This window comes from Nocardioides sp. YR527 (assembly GCF_900101045.1).
In the GTDB taxonomy this organism is placed as follows: Bacteria; Actinomycetota; Actinomycetes; order Propionibacteriales; family Nocardioidaceae; genus Nocardioides.
Window position 1 is genome coordinate 362,744 of sequence record NZ_FNFN01000003.1, and the last position, 20,617, is coordinate 383,360.

Sequence of the window (20,617 nt, forward strand, 5' to 3'; positions counted from 1 at the left end):
GCAAGGGGTAGACGCATGACCAGCACGCACGAGGTGTTCAACCAGGTCCCGCCGTTGGTGGGTCACAACACGGCCGGTGACCCGGTCCTGCGGGAGGGCCTCGAGCGCGAGGGCGCGGCGTGGGCGCTGCCGGAGATCGACGAGCTGGGACGCCTCGCCGGCACCACCGAGGCGCAGGAGTGGGGCCGCCTCGCCGAGCGGGTGCCGCCGCGTCTGCACACCCATGACCGCTACGGCAATCGGGTCGACGAGGTCGAGTACGTCCCGGCGTACCACCAGCTGATGACGACCGCGGTGGAGCACGGCCTGCACGCCGCCCCCTGGGCCGACGACCGGCCCGGCGCCCACGTCGCCCGGGCCGCGAAGTTCTACGCCTGGAACGTCGACGCGGGCCACGGCTGCCCGATCTCGATGACCTACGCCGTGGTCCCGGCGCTGCGGGCCAACCCCGAGCTCGCCGCGAGGTTCGAGCCGCTGCTGACCAACCGGACGTACGACTTCGGTGTGCGTGATCCCGAGACCAAGAGCGGTCTGATCGCCGGGATGTCGATGACCGAGAAGCAGGGCGGCTCCGACGTACGCGCAAACACGACCACCGCGACCGAGCAGTCCGACGGCACCTACGTCCTGCGCGGGCACAAGTGGTTCACCAGCGCCCCGATGAGCGACCTGTTCCTCACCCTGGCCCAGACGCCCGCCGGCGTCTCCTGCTTCCTGGTCCCGCGCGTGCTGCCCGGTGGCGAGCGCAACGCGATGCGCTTCATGCGGCTCAAGGACAAGCTCGGCAACAGGTCGAACGCCTCCTCCGAGATCGAGTACGACGCGGCGACCGGCTGGCTTGTCGGCGAGGAGGGTCGCGGCGTACGCACGATCGTCGAGATGGTCAACATGACCCGCCTCGACTGCGTGATCGGCTCCTCGGCGGGCATGCGCACCGCGCTCACGATGGCCGCCCATCACGCCAGCCACCGCAGCGCCTTCGGCAAGCCGCTGATCGAGCAGCCGGCGATGCGCAACGTCCTCGCCGACCTGCAGGTCGAGTCCGAGGCGGCGACCACCGCGATGCTGCGGCTGGCAGGCGCCAACGACCGGGCGATCCGCGGCGACGAGGGAGAGGCCGCGCTGCGCCGGATCGCCCTCGCCGTCACCAAGTACTACGTCTGCAAGCGGGCGCCGTTCATGGTCAACGAGGCCCTGGAGTGCCTGGGTGGGAACGGCTACATCGAGGACTTCGACGTCGCCCGCATCTACCGCGAGATGCCGCTCCTCTCGATCTGGGAGGGATCGGGCAACGTGGCGGCGCTCGACGCCCTGCGGGCGCTGGCGAAGGAGCCGCACACCTTGGACGCGTTCCTGGCGGAGGCGGAGCTTGCCACCGGCGCCGACGCCAGGTACGACGCCGCGCTGGACCGGCTGAAGAAGGAGTTCACCTCCTTCGACGACCTCGAGTTCCGGGCCCGGCGGATCGTGGAGCAGCTGGCGCTGGTCTTCCAGGGCTCGCAGCTCCTCCGGAACGCACCGGCACCGGTCGCCGACGCGTTCTGCTCCTCGCGCCTCGGCCGCGACTGGGGAGGCGCGTTCGGGACGCTGTCGCCACGCGGCGACGTCACCTCGATCCTCGAGCGCGCGCTTCCGGCATGAGCGAGCGCCAGCGAGCGACAATAAGCCTCAGGGCGCCGCTTCCGTATTCTTTGCCTTGCCCTACGGAGGCGGCGGCATGACGGTCGAGGTCACCAAGGACGGTCCGGTCACCACGGTCCGGATCAACCGTCCAGAGGTACGCAACGCCGTCGACCTCGCGACGGCCGAAGCCTTGGTGGCCGCCTTCGAGGAGTTCGACGCCGATCCCGATGCCGCCGTCGCCGTGCTGCACGGCGAAGGCGGCACCTTCTGCGCCGGCGCCGACCTGAAGGCGGTCGCAGGAGGAGACCCCAACCGGTTCGAGCCCGACGGGGACGGCCCGATGGGTCCCACGCGGATGCGGCTGGGCAAGCCGGTCATCGCCGCCGTCGCCGGTCATGCGGTCGCCGGGGGCCTGGAGCTGGCGATCTGGGCCGACCTGCGGGTCGTGGAGGAGGACGCGGTCTTCGGTGTGTTCTGCCGGCGCTGGGGCGTACCCCTCATCGACGGCGGCACCGTCCGGCTGCCCCGGCTGATCGGCGCGAGCAACGCCATGGACATGATCCTGACCGGTCGCGCCGTGGGTGCCGAGGAGGCCCAGCGGATGGGGCTGGCCAACCGGGTCGTCCCACCAGGTCAGGCGCTGGCGGCTGCCCAGGACCTGGCGCGACAGCTCGCCGCCTTTCCGCAGACCTGCATGCGTCGCGACCGGCTCTCGGTGCTGGAGCAGGAAGGGCTCAGCGAGCAGGACGCCCTGGCCGTCGAGTACGCCCACGGGGTCGTCTCGATCACCACGGACACCGTCGCGGGTGCGACGAGGTTCGCCGACGGGGCCGGGCGTCACGGCTCCTTCGGCACCGACTGAATGACGTACTGGCCCATCAGCACCTGGATCAGGCGGCGGCCGACGGACATGGCGTGGTCGCGGTCGGAGCCGGCGAGCCCGAGGAGCGGATCCAGGCCGCGTACGTGAGGGCCCAGGGCGATGTGCGGGAGCAGCATGATGATGGCGGCGACGAGGGCGTCGCGGTCGGTGTCCTCACGGAGAGCGCCGATCGCGAGGCCGATGTCTACCATGCCGCCGATGACCTCGAGATAGTCGACATAGACGGCCTCACGGACGGCGGCGAGCGCCTTGGGGTTGTGCTCGAGGTTGGCCGAGACCAGCATCTGCCGGTGACGCGGGTGGTCGTAGAAGTAGTCGATCCACGCGTCCATGAGCATCTTGACCGAGCCCAGGTAGTCGGTCATCCACGGGAAGTCGGCGCTCGCCACCTCCATCGCTGCGCGGATGTCGTGGCTGGCCCGGGCGATCAGGTGGACGAAGAGGTCGGACTTGTCGGGGAAGTACTGGAACAGGCTGCCCTTGGAGATCCCGGCCTCGCGGCAGATCGTGTTGAGGCTGGCGGCGTTGTAGCCCCGGACCCCGAACTCCTCTTCCGCTGCCCGGCGCACGGCATCGCGTTTGGCCTCCGGGAGACGCTCCCAGGTCGGCGTAGGCAATGGCGCCACCCGCCCTCTCTCGTGGCTGGACGCTCGCATCGTAGCGTGCTTCGTCCGGGTCCCTTGACCGTGCCGCGGCGACACCCCTAATCTGTGACCGGTGGTCATATGACCATCGGTCACGTTCGGGCGGAGGCGCGATGTCGAGTACTGGGAATGACATTCTGAGGCGCCGTTCCCAGGCCGTCGCCGAGGCGGTGGCGTCCCGCTTCGCGCCGACGACCTACGCGCAGGTGGACCGGGTCGGTCGCACCGAGGTCCGGTTGACGATGCCGCATCACCTCGTCGAGTTCGAGCTGGACTGGATGGACGACCTGGTCGAGGTCTTCGTCCAGCCTCTGGGGTCGGGGAGACATGCTCGGCGGCGGCTGGTGGGGATGCTTCCCGCCTACGACCGGGCGCTGTTCGAGAGCGAGACCAGGCGAGCGGTCGGGCGCGGGGGCCTGCGTGGCATGGCCGCCCAGATCGACGCCGCCGCCCGCGCGTTCGAGCTGTTCTGCGACGACGCGCCGGCCTGTCGCGAGGCCGGCTTCTGACCCCGAGCGGTCACCCGAGCGGGAGCGGTCCGCTCTCCTTGGTGTTGCCGAACGCGAACGTGGTCTCGATGGAGGCGAGGGCGGGCATGGTGCGGAGGTTGTCGCGCAGGAACTGCTCGTACGTCTCGAAGGATGAAGTGACGATCTTCAGCAGGTAGTCGTGGTCGCCGGCCAGGACGTACGCCTCGGTGATGTCGGGGATGGCTCGCAGGTGCTCCTCGACGGCCTCGACCGCCTCGGTGGTGTGGGTGGCCATCTTGATGCGTACGAAGGCGGTGATGTTCATACCGACGGCGTGCGGGTCGACGACGGCGCGGTAGCCGCTGATCACGCCGGCCTCCTCCAGGGCACGTACGCGGCGCAGGCACGGGGAGGGGGAGAGGCCGACGCGGTCGGCGAGCTCCTGGTTGGTCAGGCGGCCGTTCTGCTGGAGCTCCCAGAGGATGTGCCTGTCGGTCTCGTCGAGCGTGCGCATGGTGGCAGATTCTGCCACTGAGTGAAGCGATCGCGGCAGATTCGGCAATCATTTGCGCTCGACTTGTCTCTATCATGGCGCGACATGAGGAAGTATCTGGGTTGGTCGGCGCTGGCGGCCACGGTCGCGCTCTGGTCGTCGTTCGCGCTGAGCACGCGCGGCATCGTCGGCTCCAGCCTCACCGTCGCCGACGCGGCGTTCCTCCGGTTCGCGACACCTGTCGTCCTGCTCGCCCCGCTGCTGCCGAGCACGATCAGGGCCGTACGCCGCGAGCGGCCCGCCGTCCTCGCGCTGCTGCTCGTGGGCGGCCTCCCGCACTTCCTCGTCTTCGCGTTCGGGGCCCAACTGACCAGTGCGGCGCTCACCGGGATGCTGGTCCCGGGCACGGTGCCGCTCTTCGTCACGCTGCTCGCGATGGCGCGCGGCCGGACCCTGATCCCGGCCCGGCGGGTGCTCGCCCTGGGGCTCATCACCGCCGGGGTCGGGGTCAGCGGGGTCCTCGTCGGTGGCGGAGCGTCCTTGGGCGGGGTCGGCCTGCTCCTCGTCGGAGGTTTCGCGTGGGCGGTGTTCACGACGGGGCTGCAGCGTACGAGCCTGACGCTGTTGCAGATGGTGCTGACCGTCTGCGTCGTCTCGAGCCTGGCGCTGCTCATCCTGGCTGGCTCCGGTGCGATGCCGTCGCACCTGCTCGCGGGCACCGCCGAACTCGGCGACCTCGTGGTCCTTACGGTGCTCCAGGGCATCGGGACCGGCCTGGGATCGACTCTCTGCTACGCCTTCGCCGTCAAGGCCCTGGGTGGCGGCCCGGCCTCGGTCGGGGGTGCGGTGAGCCCGGTGCTGACGGCCGTCCTCGCGGTTCCGATCTTCGGTGAGCGCATCGGCCTCGGCCTCGCTGTGGCCCTCGCCCTGATCGTGGCCGGGGTGGCCACCTACAACCGGGCCGGGGCCGCTCCGGACTCAGTCGACGATGCGACCGGCATCGAGCCGGATGAAGTGGCCGGCGGCGGCGATGCTCTCCTCGTCGTGGGTGACGCAGACGATCGTGGCGCCGCGGGCGGCCTCCTCGGCGAGGATCTCGCGGGTGCGCTGCCGGCTGGCGGCGTCGAGCCCCGCGGCCGGCTCGTCGAGGAGCAGGATCTCGGTGCGCTGGACGATGCCCTGAGCCAGTAGCGCACGCTGGCGCTGTCCGCCGGAGAGCTCGCCGAACGTACGCTGCTCGAGGCCGGTCAGTCCGACGCGCTCGATCGCCTCGGCGATCGCGGCCTGCCGGTCGGCCCACCGGGCCCGGCGGGCCCGGCGGCCCCAGGTCCCGATCGCGACGACGTCACGAACGGTCACCGGCAGCGCGTCCGGCGTCGAGGGTCGCTGCACGACCAGGGCGAGCCGCCCCTGGCGGCTGACCCTGCCGCGCCGGGGGTTGCGTACGCCCGCGAGGAGCTCGACGAAGGTCGACTTTCCCGACCCGTTCGCACCGGCGACGGCGGTCACCGTGCCGGGCGAGAACCGTGCGCTGATGTCGTGGAGCACGTCCTCGCCGGCGTAGCCGAAGCAGAGGCCGTGGGCGGCGAGGGACGGGGAGTCGGTCGAGGCGAGCGGGAGCATGCGCGCCACTATAGCAATTGGTAACCATTCTCATTAAGCGCTAGAGTCCCGCTCCGTGTCATCGATCACCGAGCCGTTCCGGACCGACTTCATGCTGCAGGCGCTGGCCGGCGGCGTCCTGGTGGCGGCCATCTGCGGGGTCGTGGGCACCTGGGTCGTGATCCGCGGGATGGCCTTCCTCGGCGAGGCGATCGGGCACGGGATGCTCCCCGGCGTCGCCCTCGCGACGGTCCTCGGCGCTCCGGTCATGGTCGGCGGCGCGGTGAGCGCGATCGTGATGAGCGCGACGATCGGAGCGCTCCAGCGCCGCGGCCGGCTGACGTACGACACCAGCATCGGGCTGCTGTTCGTGGCGATGCTCTCGCTCGGCGTCATCATCATCTCCCACTCCCGCAGCTTCGCCACGGACGCGACTGCGATGCTGTTCGGCGACGTACTCGCCCTCGGGCCCGACGACCTCGCCGTCCTCGCGATCGCGCTGGTGGTCACCCTGGCGATCGCGGTCGGCTTCCACCGCGCGTTCGTCGCTGCGGCCTTCGACCCCCGCATCGCCCGTACGTTGGGCCTGCGGCCGCAGCTCGCGCAGGTGATGCTCGTCGGCCTGGTGACCCTCGCCGTGGTCGCCTCCTACCAGGCGGTCGGCTCGCTGCTCGTGATCGCGCTGCTCCTCGCGCCGGCGGTGGCTGCGGGGCAATGGACCACGCGGATCCCCACGACCATGGCCTGCGCCGCCGCGCTCGGCGCCGTCGCGGTCTTCATCGGCCTGACCGCGTCCTGGTACGCGAGCACCGCCGCCGGAGCGTCCATCGCCTGTGCGGCCGTCCTCACCGCGGTCACCTCGGGGCTGCTCCGCAGCGCCGTCGGTCTGCTTCGACGTCCGTCCCCCACCTCCGAAAGGACCCCATGCACCGCAGGACACTCGCCGGTATCGTCACAGTGCTGACGCTGGTCGCCACCGGATGCGGCACCGCCGCCCCGGCTGACGACGCGGACGCCGACCCGGGCTCCGGGAAGGACCACGGCGCCGTCGAGGGCGCGCAGGAGGTCGCCGAGCCGCAGCTGCACCTGACCACGATCGACGGCACCGGAACCGTCGCCCAGCTCGACCTCCTCGAGGGGAACTCGGCCGAGGTCGGGCGGGTCAGCGAGCCGAGCGCGGTCGACTCCGACGGTCGCTACCTCTTCGCGACCACCGCCGACGGCGTGGAGATCGTCGACAGCGGGATGTGGACCTGGGACCACGGCGACCACTTCCACTACTACCGGAGCGAGCCGACGCTGCTCGGCACGGTCGCTGGGAAGGGTGCGGCGACGGTCGCGACCGGACCGCTGTCGACGGCCGGGGCGACCGGGGTCTTCTTCGCGGGCAGCGGCGAGGCGGTCCTGCTCGACAACGAGGCCCTCGCCGACGGCGAGGTAGGCGAGCTTTTCCGGGTGGAGGGCGAGCCCCACGAGGGTCTGGTCGCGCCCGTCGGCGACGGGGCTCTGGTGACGGTCGCCCAGGGCGGCGCGGTCACCGGGCTGCGTCATCACGACGCCGACGGCGACGCGGTCGGGGAGCAGATCCCCTGTGCCCGGGCGAGCGGCACCATCACCACCAAGGTCGGCGTGGTCGTCGGCTGCGCCGACGGTGCGGTGCTGGCCACCGAGTCCGACGGCGAGCTCGAGGTCGAACGGATCGACTACCCGGAGGGCACCACGGAGCCCAGGGCCATGAGGTTCGAGGGTCGCAAGAACCGGCCGACGGTCGCGGCGCTCTCGGGCAGGACCGGGATCTGGCTCCTCGACACCCGCGAGCAGAGCTGGAGCCACCTCGACGCCGGCGTACGGCTGCGTCAGGTGGTCGCCGCCGACGACGAGGACGGGCACGTCCTCGCCCTCGACACCACCGGCCGAGTACGTGTCTTCGCCGCCGAGAACGGCAAGCAGCTCGCCGTCACCGAGCCGCTGACCGACGCCACGGCGCCAGGGGTGGACCTGGTCGTGGACCAGGAGCGGGCCTACCTCAACGTGCCGGCCGAAGAGGTCGTCCACGAGATCGACTACGCCGACCAGGCACGGATCGCGAGGACGCTCGAGACGCCCACCGCTCCGGTGTTCTTCACGGAGACAGGCCGATGAGGCGCCTCGTCGGGACCGTGGCCGTCGCGATGGCACTCACCGGCTGCGCCAGAGCAGCCGACAGCGATGACCGCCCGCACATCGTGGTGACCACCAACATCCTCGGCGACGTCGTCGCGAGCACGGTCGGCGACGCGGCCCGGGTCACCACCCTGATGCGGCCCAACGCCGACCCGCACTCCTTCGAGATCTCGGCCCGAGAGGCCGCGATGATGCGCGACGCCGACCTGATCGTCTCCAACGGGCTCGGGCTCGAGGAGGGCCTCCAGCGCCACCTCGACCGGACGGCCGACGCCGGCGTCGAGACGTACGTCGTCGGCGAGCAGATCGATGTCCTCGACTACTCCGACGGCGACGCCGAAGGTACCCCGGATCCGCACTTCTGGACCGACCCGGCGCGGATGCTCGACGTCGTCGACGGCCTCGAAGCGGCGGTGACGGACATCGACGGCATCGACGAGCGGGCCGTGGAGCAGGCAGCGGCGGAGTACCGCACCGAGCTCGAGAGCCTCGACCAGGAGATGACCGACTCCTTCGCGAGCATCCCGGAGGGGCATCGCAGCCTGGTCACCAACCACCACGTCTTCGGCTACCTGGCCGAGAGGTTCGGGTTCCGCGTCGTCGGCGCGGTCATTCCGGGTGGGACGACCCTGGCCGCGCCCAGCGCCGCGGACCTGCGCGACCTGACCGAGGCGATCGAGCGGGCCGGCGTACGGACGATCTTCGCCGAGTCCTCCCAGCCGGACCGCCTCATTCAGGTGCTCGCCGACGAGGCGGGCGTGGATGTCGAGGTCAGCGAGCTGTTCACGGAGTCCCTGGCCGAGAAGGGCGAGGGCGCCGACACCTATCTCACCATGATGCGCGCCAACACCGAGCGCATCACCAGCGGGCTCTCACCACGGCCCACCGATTGAAAGGCACACCATGCAAACCCCACAGAACCGTGCCCTCCGAGCCGTCACGGCGGTGGCCGGCGTATCGCTGGCGCTCTCGGCGTGCGGCTCCACCGCCGAGGGTGAGGAGTCGGCGGCCCCGAAGGCCGAGGAGGGCAGCCGCCTCGCGGTGACCTACACCAACGGGATCGCCGTCCTGGACGCGAAGTCCCTCGATGTCGTCGAGGAGTTCGAGACCGAGGAGTTCGTCCGCGTCAACCCGGTCGGCGACGACCGCAACATCGCGGTCACCACCACCAAGGGCTTCCAGGTGCTCGACACCCGGACCCCCGAGCTGACCGACCTGGTCTTCGCGGCCGACACCGGCGGGCACGTCGTCCACCACGGCGACAACACGGTCCTCTTCGCCGACGGCAGCGGTGAGACGACCATCTTCGAGACCGCCGCCCTGGGTGAGGCGGGCAAGCTCCCGGAGACCACGACCTGGACGGCTCCCGATGCCCACCACGGCGTCTCGATCGTGCTCGAGAACGGCACCCTGCTGACCACGGTCGGCACCGAGGAGAGCCGCTCGGGAGCGATCGCGCTCGAGCCCCAGGGCGACGGGTTCGAGCAGGTCGCCGCCAACGACACCTGCCCCGGCATCCACGGTGAGGGCACCGCGGCCGACGAGGCGGTGGTCTTCGGCTGCGAGGACGGCGCCCTGCTCTACCGCGACGGCGAGTTCGAGAAGCTCCAGGCCCCCGACGCGTACGGCCGGATGGGCAACGCGTACGTCTCGGAGACCAGCCCGATCATCGTCGGTGACTACAACACCGACCCCGACGCCGAGGGCTACCTGCTCGACATGGTCACGCTCATCGACACCGAGAAGAGCACCTTCAAGCCGGTCGCGCTGCCCGAGGGTGTCGAGTACACCTTCCGCGACGTGGCCCGCGGGCCGGAGGACCTGGCCTACATCCTCGCCACGGACGGCTCGATCCACGTCCTGGACCCCGCGACCGGCAAGATCACCGACGAGTTCCCGGTCGTGAAGCCCTGGGAGGGGCCCGCGGAGTGGCAGGACCCGCACCCGGCGATCAAGGTGAGCGGCGACATCGCGTACGTCACCGAGCCGGCCAGCAACACGGTGCACGCCGTCGACCTCACCTCCGGTGAGGTCACCGCCTCGGTCGAGCTCTCCGAGCAGCCGAACGAGATCGCGGTCGGCTGAGTCTCGTGCCCAGTCGTGCTCGGCTCAGTCGCCCGCCGGAACCACCATCGGCGTACCGGCGACCGGGTCGGGCACGACGACGCACGGCAGTCCGAACGCCTTCTCGACGACCTCCGCGGTGACCACCTCGGCCGGCGGCCCCTCGGCGAGGATCCGGCCGTCCGCCATGACCACGAGGTGGTCGCTGTAGCGGCAGGCCAGGTTGAGGTCGTGCAACACCGTGACGATGGTCCGCCCGGTCTCCCGGTTGAGCGTGCGCAGCAGCCGGAGCAGGTCGACCTGGTGACTGATGTCGAGGTACGTCGTCGGCTCGTCGAGCAGCAGCAGATCGGTCTGCTGGGCGAGTGCCATCGCGATCCAGACCCGCTGCCGCTGGCCCCCGGACAGCTCGCGCAACGGACGGTCGACGAGCGCGCCGGTGTCGGTGGCCAGAAGAGCCTCGGCGACAGCCTCCTCGTCGCGCGCGCTCCAGTGGCGGAACCAGCCCTGGTGCGGGTGGCGTCCGCGCGAGACCAGGTCACCGACGGTGATCCCGTCGGGCGCGACCGGGGTCTGGGGGAGCAGCCCGAGGATCCGGGCGACCTCGCGGGAGCCGCGGTCGAGGATCGGCGTCCCGTCGAGGAGCACCTCACCGGCGGACGGACGCAGCAGCCGGGCGAGGCCGCGCATCAGCGTCGACTTACCGCAGGCGTTGGCGCCGACGATCGCCGTCACCCGCCCGTCGAGCACGTCGAGGTCGAGCCGGTCGACGACCACCCGGTCCTCGTAGCCGAGCGACAGCTCGCGCGCCGCGAGCCGCGGCGCCTGGGTGGTCTCGGGCTGGGTGATCTCCGGCTGGGTCATCCGCCCATCCCTCTCCGGTTGGTGGTGGCGATGAGCCACAGCAGGTACGGCGCGCCGACGGCGCCGGTGACGACGCCGGTCGGGACCTCGACCGGCAGCAGGTTCATGGCGACGTAGTCGGCGACCAGGCACACGATCGCGCCGACCGCGCCGGCGGCGACGATGCCGCCGCGGGCGCTGCCGAGCAGCCGGTCGGCGACCGGCCCGGCGACGAGGGCGACGAACGCGATCGGTCCGGCGACTGCGGTGGCCAGCGAGGTCAGCAGCACCCCGGTCGCGATCAGCGCGAGCCGGGTCGCCTCGATGCGTACGCCCAGACCGCGGGCGGTGTCGTCGCCCAGCTCGACGGCGCGGAGCATGCGCTGGAGCAGCGGCACCAGGGGTGCGAGCACGACGAGGGTGATCAGCAGTGCGTTGTTCTCCGCGTCGCCGGCCTGCCCGATGGATCCGGTCAGCCAGTGCAGCGCGGCCCGGGCCTCGGTGAGCGAGGTGCGGGTGAGCAGGTAGCCGGTGACGCCGGTGCAGAACGCCGCCGTGCCGATCCCGATCAGCACGAAGCGGTAGCCGGTGATGCCGTCGCGCCAGGCCAGGACGTACATCGCGATCGCGGTCAGCAGGCCGCCGCCGAAGGCCAGCACGGGGAGGCTCACCCCGGCGAGGGTGGGCACCGCGATGCCGGCGACGGCCGCGACACTGGCGCCCGCCGAGATGCCGACGAAGTCGGGCGAGGCCAGCGGGTTGCGCAGCAGCTGCTGGAAGATCGTGCCGGCCGCGCCGAGGGCCAGCCCGACGCACACGGCCGCCTTGACCTGCGGCCCGGTCAGGTCGCGCACGATGAAGTCGACGGCGGCATGGTCGCGCAGATGGAGCAGCGAGGCCAGCACCTGGTCGAGGCTGAGCTGGACCGAGCCGAAGCAGAGCGTGAGCAGGGCCAGGACGGCGGCGACGACGAGCAGGACGACAGGTACGACGCCCGCGCGGACTCGACGGCTGCGGCGTGTGCGCCGCAGGTCCGCGACGGTCTGGGGCAGGACGGTCTGGGGCAGGACGCTCATAGGTCCGCCAGCCTGGCGTAGCGGACGAGGAGCACGAAGAACGGGGCACCGATGATGCCGAGGACCACCCCGACCTGGAGCTCCCCGGTGCCGCCGAGGACGCGACCGAGGATGTCAGCGCCGAGCAGCAGCAGCGCACCGAGCACCATCGAGTAGGGCAGGACCCAGCGATAGTCGGGACCGCACAGGAAACGCGCCACGTGGGGCACCACCAGACCGACGAAGACGATGGGACCGCACGCCGCGGTCGCCGCTCCGCAGAGCAGCCCGACGACGAGGAACGACAGGATCCGGGTCCTGGTCAGGGAGACGCCCAGCCCGCGGGCGGCGTCGTCACCCAGCGCCAGGGCGTTGAGCCAGCGTCCGCACAGCAGCGCCAGGACGACGCCGACCAGCAGGAACGGAGCCACGCCAATCACGATCGGGGCGTAGCGGCCGGCCAGCGAGCCGACCTGCCAGAAGCGGTACTGCTGCTGGGCGTCGAGGTCGGTGAGCAGCAGCCCGGTGGTCACCGCGGTCAGCCCGGCGGTGATCGCGGCCCCGGCGAGGGCCATCTTCACCGGTGTCGCCCCGTCGCGTCCCAGCGAGCCCACCGCGTAGACGAGCACGGTCGCCGCGAGCGCCCCGGCGAAGGCCGCGACGACGTGGAAGCCGAGCGAGCTGATCCCGAGCAGGGTGATCGAGCCGACCACGGCGAAGGCGGCCCCGGCGTTGACCCCCATGATCCCGGGGTCGGCGATGGCGTTGCGGGTGAGCCCCTGCAGGAGCGTGCCCGCGAGCCCGAGCGCTGCGCCCGCGAGGAGTCCGAGCACGGTCCGGGGGACCCGCAGACGTACGGTCACGGTGTCCTCCACCGAGGAGGAGCTGGTGAAGTGTCGGAACGCGTCGAGGACCTCGCTCAGCGCGATGTCGCGCGACCCGAGGGTCACGCTGAGGAAGGCGAGGACGGGCACGAGGGCGATGAGCAGCAGCAGGCCGACGGCGAGCCCGGAGGCCCGCCGTCGTCGTGCTGGTGTGGGTGTCGCGGTGGCGACGGAAGCGGTCACCGCCGGGTCAGTCGCCGATGGTGTCGTCGACGTCGGCCAGGTCGGCGGTCAGCTTGGTCAGGGCGTCGGCGTAGTCGGCGTAGGTGTGCAGCCAGAAGGCCGGCCACTCGATGACCTGGCCCTCCTTCGCCGCGCGGATCGACGTCCAGGTCGGCTGGCTCTTGGCAGTCTTCGTGGCGTCCACGAAGGTGCGGCTGTCGATCAGCAGGACGTCGGGCTGGTACTTGTCGGCGTTCTCCCAGCTCAGGTTCTCCCAGTACGGGAAGTCCGGGTCGGGCGAGTCGGGCGTGACCACCTGCAGGCCCCACTCGGTGAAGTCCAGCAGCTCCGGGGCGTACTCCGGGTTAGCGGCGTAGAGGAGGTCGTCGGCGGGGGAGACCGCCAGCGCGGTCAGGTCCTTGTCCTTCATCTCGGCGATGAACCCGTCGCGGGCCTTCTCGAAGGCCTCCTTGTCCTTGGCTCCCTGGGAGTCATCGACGTCGGCGCCCAGGCTCTCGGCGAGGTCCTCGTAGCCTTCGGCCAGGTTGAGGATCGAGCCGCCCTGGGAGGGGCCGACGACCGGGGCCAGCTCGGCGAGCTTCTTGCTCTTGGCCTTCGTGCCGTTCTCCAGCCCGGAGTGTGCCTTCTCGGCCGGCCACCAGTCGGCCACGATCAGGTCCGGGCTCAGCGTGGACGCCTTGGCGACGTCGATCGAGCCCCACTCCTCACCGAGGATCTCGATGTCGGTCAGGTCGACGCCGTCCAGGTTCGGGTCGGTCTCGACCGACTCGTCACCGTAGATGCCGACCGGGCGGATGCCGTACGAGATCAGTGCGGCGGCCGCGGGGGCGTGGGCGATGATCCGGGTCGGCGTCTTGTCCGTCTTCACCACCTCGCCCGAGCCGTCGGTGAAGCTCCACGGACCGTCGGGGACCGAGGACGCACCCGATGCCGGTTTCGCGCCGTCGTCGTCGGCGATGTCGGAGGAGCAGGCGGACAACGCCAGGACCAGGGCAGCGGCAGCGCCTGCGGCTGCGGCGAGGTGGGGTCTCATGAGGTGAGGCTAGCCTAATTTCCCCGTGTTGGGGGTGGGGATCGTTGACTAGGAAAGCGCCCGGCGAGCGGTGTCGAGGAACGTACGGAACGACTCTCGGTCCGCAGGCCCCAGCTCGGCCAGCATCTGCTCCTCGAGCTCTTCGACGCGAGGGTCGTAGGCGTCGAGGAAGGCGCGGCCCTCGGTGGTGAGGCTGATCAGCATCCGGCGCCGGTTGTCGGGGTCGATGCGGCGCTCGATGAGTCCGCGGCGCTCGAGGGCGCCGATGAGATCGGCGGCGGACTGGGCGCGTACGAACGAGGCGCGGGCGAGGTCCGCGGCGCTCATCGTGGGGCGGCGCTCGAGCACCGAGAGAGCGGTGTACTGCAGGGCGGTGACCCCTGATTCCTTCAGGACGGCGTCGAGGCGGGCTCGGGTCGCGAGCTCGAGCTGCTTGACGACGTAGAGCAGCAGGGGTGCATCGGTCATGCGGTCATTCAAGCAGGCTTGCGAGCCGGGCCTACTTCTGCGATTATCAGGATTCCTGTCAATTACGGAGGAGTTCACCATGCCCCTGCGAGCAGAGCGCGTCGACGACATCGCGGTGCTGACCCTGGCCCGACCCGCGAAGCGGAACGCGCTCAGCGACGAGGCGGTGCTCGGGATCGAGCGGTTCTTCGACAGCCTCGAGCCGGACGTACGCGCCGTCGTCATCGATGCGGACGGTGACCACTTCTGCGCCGGGCTCGACCTGTCCGAGATGACCGAGCGCGACACCCTCGCCGGGGTCACCCACTCGCGGATGTGGCACCGGGTCTTCGAGAAGATCGAGTTCGGGCCGGTCCCGGTCGTGGCGGCGCTGAAGGGGGCTGTGGTCGGAGGCGGGCTGGAGCTCGCCGCGGCCGCGCACATCCGGGTCGCGGAGGAGTCCACCTTCTACGCCCTGCCCGAGGGGCAGCGCGGGCTCTTCGTCGGCGGCGGCGCCTCGGTGCGCGTCCCGCGGCTCATCGGGGTCTCCCGGATGGCCGACATGATGCTGACCGGCCGTCGCTACTCGGCTGAGGAGGGCCTCGGGCTCGGGCTGAGCCAGTACGTCGTCGCCGACGGCACCGGCCGCAAGACCGCCCTCGAGCTGGCCGGCCGGATCGCGCAGAACGCGCCCCAGACCAACTTCGCCGTCGTACAGGCGCTGCCGCGGATCGCCGAGGCCAACCCTCGTGACGGCTTCCTGATGGAGTCGCTGATGGCCGCGATCGCGCAGGGGACCGACGACGCCAAGGGCCGGATGCAGGACTTCCTCGCCGGGCGGGCCAGGAAGGTGACGGACCAGTGAACCAGGGTGACGTGGTCTGGACCCCTCCCGCCGACGTGCTCTCCACCTCCCGGGTCGGCGAGTTCCTGGGCTGGCTCGCCCGCGAGCGCGACCTGTCGATGACCACCCACGAGGAGCTGTGGCGCTGGTCGGTGACCGACCTCGACGGCTTCTGGTCGGCGGTGTGGGAATTCTTCGAGGTGCGGGCGCACGCTCCGTACGACACCGTCCTCGCCTCCCGCGAGATGCCAGGGGCGCGCTGGTTCCCCGGCGCGCTGCTCAACTATGCCGAGCACGCGCTCGGCACCGACTCGGATCTGGAGCGCGTCGCCGTGCTCGGCCGGTCGCAGACGCGTGACGACGTCGAGCTGACCTTCGGCGATCTGCGCGACCAGGTGGCCCGGGCGCGGGCCGCGCTGGTCAGGCTGGGCGTACGCCGCGGCGACCGCGTCGCCGGCTACCTGCCCAACATTCCCGAGGCCCTGGTCGCCTACCTCGCCACCGCCAGCCTGGGGGCGATCTGGGCGAGCTGCGCCAGCGAGTTCGGGCCGCGCAGCGTGATCGACCGCTTCGCCCAGATCGAGCCGGTCGTGCTGCTGGTCGCCGGCGGCTACCGCTACGGCGCCAAGGACATCGACAGGCGTGCCCAGGTGGCCGAGATCCGGGCCGAGCTGCCGTCGGTGCGCCACGTCGTGGACGTGGAGTACGGCGAGCATCGCGTCGAGGACGCGCTCTCCTGGACCTCGCTGCTCGGCGCGGAGGACGGGGCCGAGCTCGCCTTCGAGCCGGTTCCCTTCGCCCACCCGCTGGTGGTGCTCTTCTCCTCCGGCACGACCGGACGGCCGAAGGCGATCGTCCACGGCCACGGCGGCATCCTGCTCGAGCACCTCAAGAACCACGCACTGTCGTGGGACATGGGGCCCGGGGACCGGATGCTCTGGTTCTCCACCACCGCCTGGATGATGTGGAACGCGCTGGTCTCCTCGCTCCTGGTCCGCTCCTCGATCGTCATGGTCGACGGCAACCCGATGCATCCCGACCTGACCTGGCAGTGGCGGCTCGCGGCCTCGACCGGGGCGACGATCATGGGTGCCAGCCCGGGGTTCGTGATGGCCTGTCGCAAGGCCGGTGTCGACCTCAGCGCCCTCGGTGACCTGCGGGTTCGCGTCCTCGGCTCGGCCGGAGCGCCGCTCCCGCCGGAGGGCTACGCCTGGCTTCGGGACCAGCTCCCTGGCGCGCAGATCAACGTCGGCAGCGGCGGCACCGACGTCTGCTCCGGCATCGTGCAGAACAACCCGCTGCTCCCGGTCTACGCCGGCGAGATCTCCGGCCGCTGCCTCGGCGTCGACGCCCACGCCTACGACGAGTCCGGCCGCCCGGTCACCGGCCTGCTCGGCGAGCTCGTCATCACCTCGCCGATGCCCTCGATGCCGCTCGGCTTCTGGGGAGACGACGACGGGTCCCGCTATCGAAGCGCCTACTTCGACCACTATCCCGGCGTGTGGCGCCACGGCGACTGGATCCTCTTCCACGACAACGGCAGCTGCCACGTCGCCGGCCGCTCCGATGCCACCCTCAACCGTGGCGGCGTACGCCTCGGCACCGCCGAGTTCTACCGCGTCACCGAGGAGGTGGACGGGGTCGCCGACTCGCTGGTCGTCCACCTCGAGGACCCCGACGGTGGCAACGGCGAGCTGCTGCTCTTCGTGGTCACCGACGAGGGCAGCCGCCTCGACGACCCGCTCCGCGCCCGCCTCGTCCGGGCGCTGCGGTCGGCACTCTCCCCGCGGCACATCCCCGACCAGGTGATCGAGGTGCCCGCGGTGCCGCGCAACCTCACCGGCAAGAAGCTCGAGCTGCCGGCCAAACGCATCCTGCAAGGGGTCCGTATTGAGGACGTCGCCAGCCGCGACGCGCTCGCGAACCCGGCGTCCCTGGACCCGTTCGTCGCGCTGGCGGCCTCCGGCGCGCTGAGCAGGAGGACCGCATGAGGAGCGGCGAGAACGTACGCACGCTCGGGGTCGTCGGCACCGGCGCGATCGGGGTCAGCTGGGTGGTGCTCGGGCTCGAGCACGGGCTGGACGTGGTCGCCTGGGACCCCGCCGATGGCGCCGAGGAGCGCCTGCGTGAGCAGGCCTCCCACCCGTCGGTCGAGCCGCGAGGCCGCCTGCGGCCGAGCGTGTCGAGACCAACACGGTCCGCCGGCGCGCTCCGGTTCGCCGAAAGTCTCGAGGAGGTCGGCGCGGCCGCCGACCTGGTGCTCGAGAGCGGACCCGAGCGCCTCGACGTCAAGCGTGAGATCTTCGCCGCGCTCGACGCGGCGGCCCCGGGTGACGTACTGCTGACCAGCAGCTCCTCGGGCCTGATGCCGAGCACGTTCCAGGACGCCTGCACCCACCACCCGGAGCGGGTGCTCGTGGCGCACCCGTTCAACCCGCCGCACCTGGTGCCGCTGGTCGAGGTCGTGGGCGGATCGGCGACCTCGGAGCAGGCGGTCGAGGCCGCTCTGGAGACCCTGCGCCACCTGGGCAAACGTCCCATCCACATCCGTCGCGAGGTTCCCGGGCACGTGGCCAACCGGCTCCAGGCGGCGCTGTGGCGCGAGGCGTACCACCTCGTCGACCAGGGCATCGTCTCCGTCGCCGACATCGACACCGCGATCGCGGACGGCCCGGGGCTGCGCTGGTCCCTGCTCGGACCCTTCGCGACCCAGCATCTCTCCGGCGGCCCCGGCGGACTGGGCCACGTGCTGGAGCACCTCGGCCCGCCGATGGTCGACTGGTGGGACGACCTGGGCCATCCCGCCCTGACCGAAGATCTGATCCGGAAGCTGGTCGACGGGGTCGACGAGGAGCTCGACGGCACCTCCACCGAGGACCTCGTCGGGCGCCGTGACCAGGCGCTGCGGCGACTGCTGGAGATCAAGACCGACCTCGGGCTCGGCTGAGCCCACGAGACGAACGAGGATCGACATGTTGGACAGCGGCATCGGATCGTGGCCCGCCCGGCGAGCCCGGATGACCCCTGGCGCGCGAGCGTTCGTGCAGGACGACGCGGTGGTGACGTACGCCGAGGTCGACCGCCTCGTCGAGGCGGTCGCCCACGGGCTCCGTGCCCGCGGAGTGGCTCCGGGGGACAGGGTCGCGTTTCTGGGCCTGAACTCGATCGAGCTCGTGGTGACGCTCTTCGCCACCGCCCGGCTGGGGGCGGTCTTCCTGCCGCTCAACACCAGGCTGGCGCCGCCCGAGCTGGCCTGGATCCTCACCGATGCCGAGCCGGCGCTGCTGGTCCATGCGGATGACTTCGACGCGGCGGTCTCCGCCGAGCCGGTCGCGGCCCTCGGGCTGCCGAGCCACCGGTTCACCGCCGCCGGCGGTCACGGGCTCGACAGGCTCGCGGTGCCCGGCGAGGAGCGGATCGACGTCGAGGTCGGGCTGGACGACGTCTTCATGATCCAGTACACCTCGGGCACCAGCGGCCGCCCCAAGGGCGTGATGTTGACGCACGGAAACATCGCCTGGAACGCGTTCAACCTGCTCGTCGACGTCGACGTACGCTCCGACGAGATCGCCCTGGTCACCGCCCCGCTGTTCCACACCGCCGCGCTCAACCAGGTGCTGCTCCCGACCTTCCTCAAGGGCGGCACCTCCCTCATCGCGGCCCGCTTCGACCCGGCCGCGGCGATCGCCACCATCGAGCGCGAGCGGGTCACCCTGCTCTTCGGCGTCACCTCGATGTACCAGGCGCTCGCCCAGGAGCCGACCTGGGCGACCGCCGACCTCGACAGCCTCCGCTCGGCCCTGAGCGGCGGCGCGCCGATCCCGCGCACGCTCCTCGACACCTGGCAGAGCCGCGGCCTGCACATCATCCAGGGCTACGGCCTGACCGAGGCGTCCCCGGGAACGACCATGCTCCGTGCCGGCGACGGCCTCGACAAGCTCGGCTCGGCCGGCACCCCCTGCTTCTTCACCGACGTCCGCATGGTCGCCCCCGGCGGCGAGGAGGCGGCCCCGGGCCGGGCCGGCGAGGTGCACGTCAGCGGTCCCAACGTGACCCCCGGCTACTGGCACAACGGAGCCGCGACGGAGGCTGCCTTCGACGGGCCCTGGCTGCGTACGGGCGATGTCGCGGTGCTCGACGACGACGGCTTCCTCTATGTGGTCGACCGGGTCAAGGACATGTTCATCAGTGGCGGCGAGAACGTCTTCCCGGCAGAGGTCGAGCAGGCGCTCTACACCCATCCAGGCGTCGCCGAGGCCGCCGTCATCGGCGTCCCCGACGAGCGCTGGGGAGAGGTCGGCCGCGCCGTCGTCGTACGCCGCCCCGACTCCGTCCTCACCGAGTCCGACCTCCTCGACCACCTCGACGGACGGCTCGCCCGCTACAAGATCCCCAAGTCCGTCGTCTTCGTCGACGAGATCCCGCACAACGCCTCCGGGAAGCTGCTGAAGTCCCGGGTCCGCGAGCTGTACGGCACCCCGGAAGGAGCATGACCATGCCCTACGAGCCCCGCATCGACACCGACGCGATCCGAGCCCTCGACATGCACACCCACGTCGAAGCCGACCATCACGGTCACTTCTCGCTCGACCAGGAGCTGATGGACGCCTCGGCGGCCTACTTCCGCGGCGACCACCCGCGCACCCCGACCGTCGAGGACCTCGCCGCCTACTACCGCGAGCGCGACATGGCGGCGGTGATCTTCACCGTCGACGCCTCGACCGGCCTCGATCATCCGCCGCTGTCGAGCGAGGAGATCGCCGAGCGCGCGACCGAGCACGCCGATGTGCTGATCCCGTTCGGCTCCGTCGACCCCCGCAAGGGTGAGGCCGCCGTGAAGCAGGCCCGTCGTCTCGCCGAGGACTACGGCGTACGCGGCTTCAAGTTCCATCCCGGCCTGCAGGCCTTCTCACCGGCCGACCCCGAGCTCCGCCCGCTGTGGGCGACCCTGGAGGAGCTCGGCGTGGTCGCGCTCTTCCACACCGGCCAGACCGGGATCGGCGCCGGCCTTCCCGGCGGTCGCGGGATCCGGCTGCGCTACTCCGACCCGCTGCTCCTCGACGACGTGGCCGCCGACTTCCCGGACCTGCAGATCGTGATGGCGCACCCCGCCGTCCCCTGGGTCGACGTGCAGATCTCGATCGCGACCCACAAGGCCAACGTCCACATCGACCTGTCCGGCTGGTCGCCGAAGTACTTCCCACCGCAGCTGGTCAAGCAGCTCAACGGTCCGCTGCGGCGTAAGGTGCTGTTCGGCTCCGACTTCCCCGTGATCACCCCCGATCGTTGGTTCAGCGACCTGGAGAAGCTCGAGATCAAGGACGAGGTCCGGCCGCTGCTGTTGAAGGAGAACGCGATCCGGCTGCTCGGACTGGGATCCTGACCA

At 71.2% G+C, this 20,617-nt stretch carries 20 protein-coding genes and 1 pseudogene; 13 read left to right on the plus strand and 8 right to left on the minus strand.

Annotation, left to right across the window (positions count from 1 at the left end; genetic code table 11):
• Positions 1-15: 15 nt before the first annotated feature.
• Together BLT25_RS10315 and BLT25_RS10320 are read left to right on the plus strand one after the other, a co-directional pair.
• Entirely contained in the window at positions 16-1,641 is a 1,626-nt protein-coding gene (locus tag BLT25_RS10315) for an acyl-CoA dehydrogenase family protein (protein WP_091045173.1), read from the plus strand.
• 76 nt (positions 1,642-1,717) lie between these two features.
• Positions 1,718-2,485, plus strand: a complete 768-nt coding sequence (locus tag BLT25_RS10320; protein ID WP_091045186.1) for a crotonase/enoyl-CoA hydratase family protein — start codon at positions 1,718-1,720, stop codon at positions 2,483-2,485.
• On the opposite strand, the gene BLT25_RS10325 is transcribed toward BLT25_RS10320, so the two are convergent.
• A complete protein-coding gene (locus BLT25_RS10325) occupies positions 2,461-3,123 on the minus strand; it encodes a TetR/AcrR family transcriptional regulator (RefSeq protein ID WP_091045189.1) in 663 nt (220 codons plus the stop codon). The two genes, BLT25_RS10320 and BLT25_RS10325, sit on opposite strands and share 25 nt — an antisense overlap.
• Positions 3,124-3,263: 140 nt before the next feature.
• On the opposite strand from BLT25_RS10325, the gene BLT25_RS10330 reads away from it, so the two are divergent.
• Entirely contained in the window at positions 3,264-3,659 is a 396-nt protein-coding gene (locus tag BLT25_RS10330; protein ID WP_143033706.1) for a hypothetical protein, read from the plus strand.
• 10 nt (positions 3,660-3,669) lie between these two features.
• Here the strand turns inward: BLT25_RS10330 and BLT25_RS10335 are convergent, their stop codons facing one another.
• Positions 3,670-4,134, minus strand: coding sequence for an Lrp/AsnC family transcriptional regulator (locus tag BLT25_RS10335; RefSeq protein ID WP_091045195.1), 465 nt, complete (start codon positions 4,132-4,134; stop codon positions 3,670-3,672).
• Positions 4,135-4,548: 414 nt separating this feature from the next.
• Here BLT25_RS10335 and BLT25_RS30345 point away from each other — a divergent pair.
• Positions 4,549-5,052: pseudogene (locus tag BLT25_RS30345) on the plus strand (EamA family transporter); the annotation flags it as partial.
• A 39-nt stretch (positions 5,053-5,091) separates the two neighbouring features.
• On the opposite strand, the gene aztA reads toward BLT25_RS30345, so the two are convergent.
• Positions 5,092-5,736, minus strand: coding sequence for a zinc ABC transporter ATP-binding protein AztA (gene aztA, locus BLT25_RS30350; protein WP_091045226.1), 645 nt, complete (start codon positions 5,734-5,736; stop codon positions 5,092-5,094).
• 55 nt (positions 5,737-5,791) lie between these two features.
• Here aztA and aztB point away from each other — a divergent pair, with 55 nt between their 5' ends.
• From aztB to aztD, 4 genes are read left to right on the plus strand one after another with little or no spacing between them, the layout of a single operon-like run.
• Positions 5,792-6,679: a zinc ABC transporter permease AztB gene (gene aztB / locus BLT25_RS10350; protein ID WP_091045227.1), complete on the plus strand. Its 888-nt coding sequence runs from the start codon at positions 5,792-5,794 to the stop codon at positions 6,677-6,679.
• The gene (locus BLT25_RS10355) at positions 6,640-7,857 is read left to right on the plus strand and encodes an ABC transporter (RefSeq protein WP_091045229.1); all 1,218 of its coding nucleotides are present in this window, start codon (positions 6,640-6,642) and stop codon (positions 7,855-7,857) included. The genes aztB and BLT25_RS10355 overlap by 40 nt, the downstream gene beginning before the upstream one ends.
• Positions 7,854-8,771, plus strand: a complete 918-nt coding sequence (gene aztC / locus BLT25_RS10360; protein WP_091045230.1) for a zinc ABC transporter substrate-binding protein AztC — start codon at positions 7,854-7,856, stop codon at positions 8,769-8,771. Before BLT25_RS10355 ends, aztC begins: the two co-directional genes overlap by 4 nt.
• 10 nt (positions 8,772-8,781) lie before the next feature.
• Positions 8,782-9,963, plus strand: a complete 1,182-nt coding sequence (gene aztD / locus BLT25_RS10365; RefSeq protein WP_091045233.1) for a zinc metallochaperone AztD — start codon at positions 8,782-8,784, stop codon at positions 9,961-9,963.
• A 24-nt stretch (positions 9,964-9,987) separates the two neighbouring features.
• On the opposite strand, the gene BLT25_RS10370 is transcribed toward aztD, so the two are convergent.
• Genes BLT25_RS10370 through BLT25_RS10390 form a run of 5 tightly spaced genes read right to left on the minus strand, consistent with a single transcriptional unit; the run spans position 9,988 to position 14,408 of the window.
• Complete coding sequence (locus BLT25_RS10370) at positions 9,988-10,806, minus strand: ABC transporter ATP-binding protein (RefSeq protein ID WP_091045235.1); 819 nt, start codon at positions 10,804-10,806, stop codon at positions 9,988-9,990.
• Positions 10,803-11,861 carry a FecCD family ABC transporter permease gene (locus tag BLT25_RS10375; protein WP_091045238.1) on the minus strand — a complete coding sequence of 353 codons (1,059 nt, stop codon included), beginning with the start codon at positions 11,859-11,861 and terminating at the stop codon, positions 10,803-10,805. The genes BLT25_RS10370 and BLT25_RS10375 overlap by 4 nt, the downstream gene beginning before the upstream one ends.
• Positions 11,858-12,907, minus strand: coding sequence for a FecCD family ABC transporter permease (locus tag BLT25_RS10380; RefSeq protein WP_091045239.1), 1,050 nt, complete (start codon positions 12,905-12,907; stop codon positions 11,858-11,860). Before BLT25_RS10380 ends, BLT25_RS10375 begins: the two co-directional genes overlap by 4 nt.
• A 7-nt stretch (positions 12,908-12,914) precedes the next feature.
• Positions 12,915-13,940: an ABC transporter substrate-binding protein gene (locus BLT25_RS10385; protein WP_091045242.1), complete on the minus strand. Its 1,026-nt coding sequence runs from the start codon at positions 13,938-13,940 to the stop codon at positions 12,915-12,917.
• Positions 13,941-13,988: 48 nt separating this feature from the next.
• Positions 13,989-14,408 (minus strand): MarR family winged helix-turn-helix transcriptional regulator, encoded by a 420-nt coding sequence (locus tag BLT25_RS10390; RefSeq protein ID WP_091045245.1) that lies wholly within the window; start codon positions 14,406-14,408, stop codon positions 13,989-13,991.
• A 79-nt stretch (positions 14,409-14,487) separates the two neighbouring features.
• Here BLT25_RS10390 and BLT25_RS10395 point away from each other — a divergent pair, with 79 nt between their 5' ends.
• The 5 genes from BLT25_RS10395 to couO are packed head-to-tail and all read left to right on the plus strand — an operon-like array spanning position 14,488 to position 20,614.
• A complete protein-coding gene (locus BLT25_RS10395; RefSeq protein WP_091045248.1) occupies positions 14,488-15,252 on the plus strand; it encodes a crotonase/enoyl-CoA hydratase family protein in 765 nt (254 codons plus the stop codon).
• A complete protein-coding gene (locus BLT25_RS10400) occupies positions 15,249-17,222 on the plus strand; it encodes an acetoacetate--CoA ligase (RefSeq protein ID WP_218131300.1) in 1,974 nt (657 codons plus the stop codon). Before BLT25_RS10395 ends, BLT25_RS10400 begins: the two co-directional genes overlap by 4 nt.
• Positions 17,219-18,178 carry a 3-hydroxyacyl-CoA dehydrogenase NAD-binding domain-containing protein gene (locus BLT25_RS10405; protein ID WP_091045250.1) on the plus strand — a complete coding sequence of 320 codons (960 nt, stop codon included), beginning with the start codon at positions 17,219-17,221 and terminating at the stop codon, positions 18,176-18,178. Before BLT25_RS10400 ends, BLT25_RS10405 begins: the two co-directional genes overlap by 4 nt.
• A gap of 25 nt (positions 18,179-18,203) precedes the next feature.
• On the plus strand, positions 18,204-19,724 hold the full coding sequence (locus BLT25_RS10410; RefSeq protein ID WP_091045251.1) for an acyl-CoA synthetase: 1,521 nt from the start codon (positions 18,204-18,206) through the stop codon (positions 19,722-19,724).
• A complete protein-coding gene (gene couO, locus BLT25_RS10415; RefSeq protein WP_091045254.1) occupies positions 19,721-20,614 on the plus strand; it encodes a 4-hydroxyphenyl-beta-ketoacyl-CoA hydrolase in 894 nt (297 codons plus the stop codon). The genes BLT25_RS10410 and couO overlap by 4 nt, the downstream gene beginning before the upstream one ends.
• Positions 20,615-20,617 lie beyond the last annotated feature (3 nt).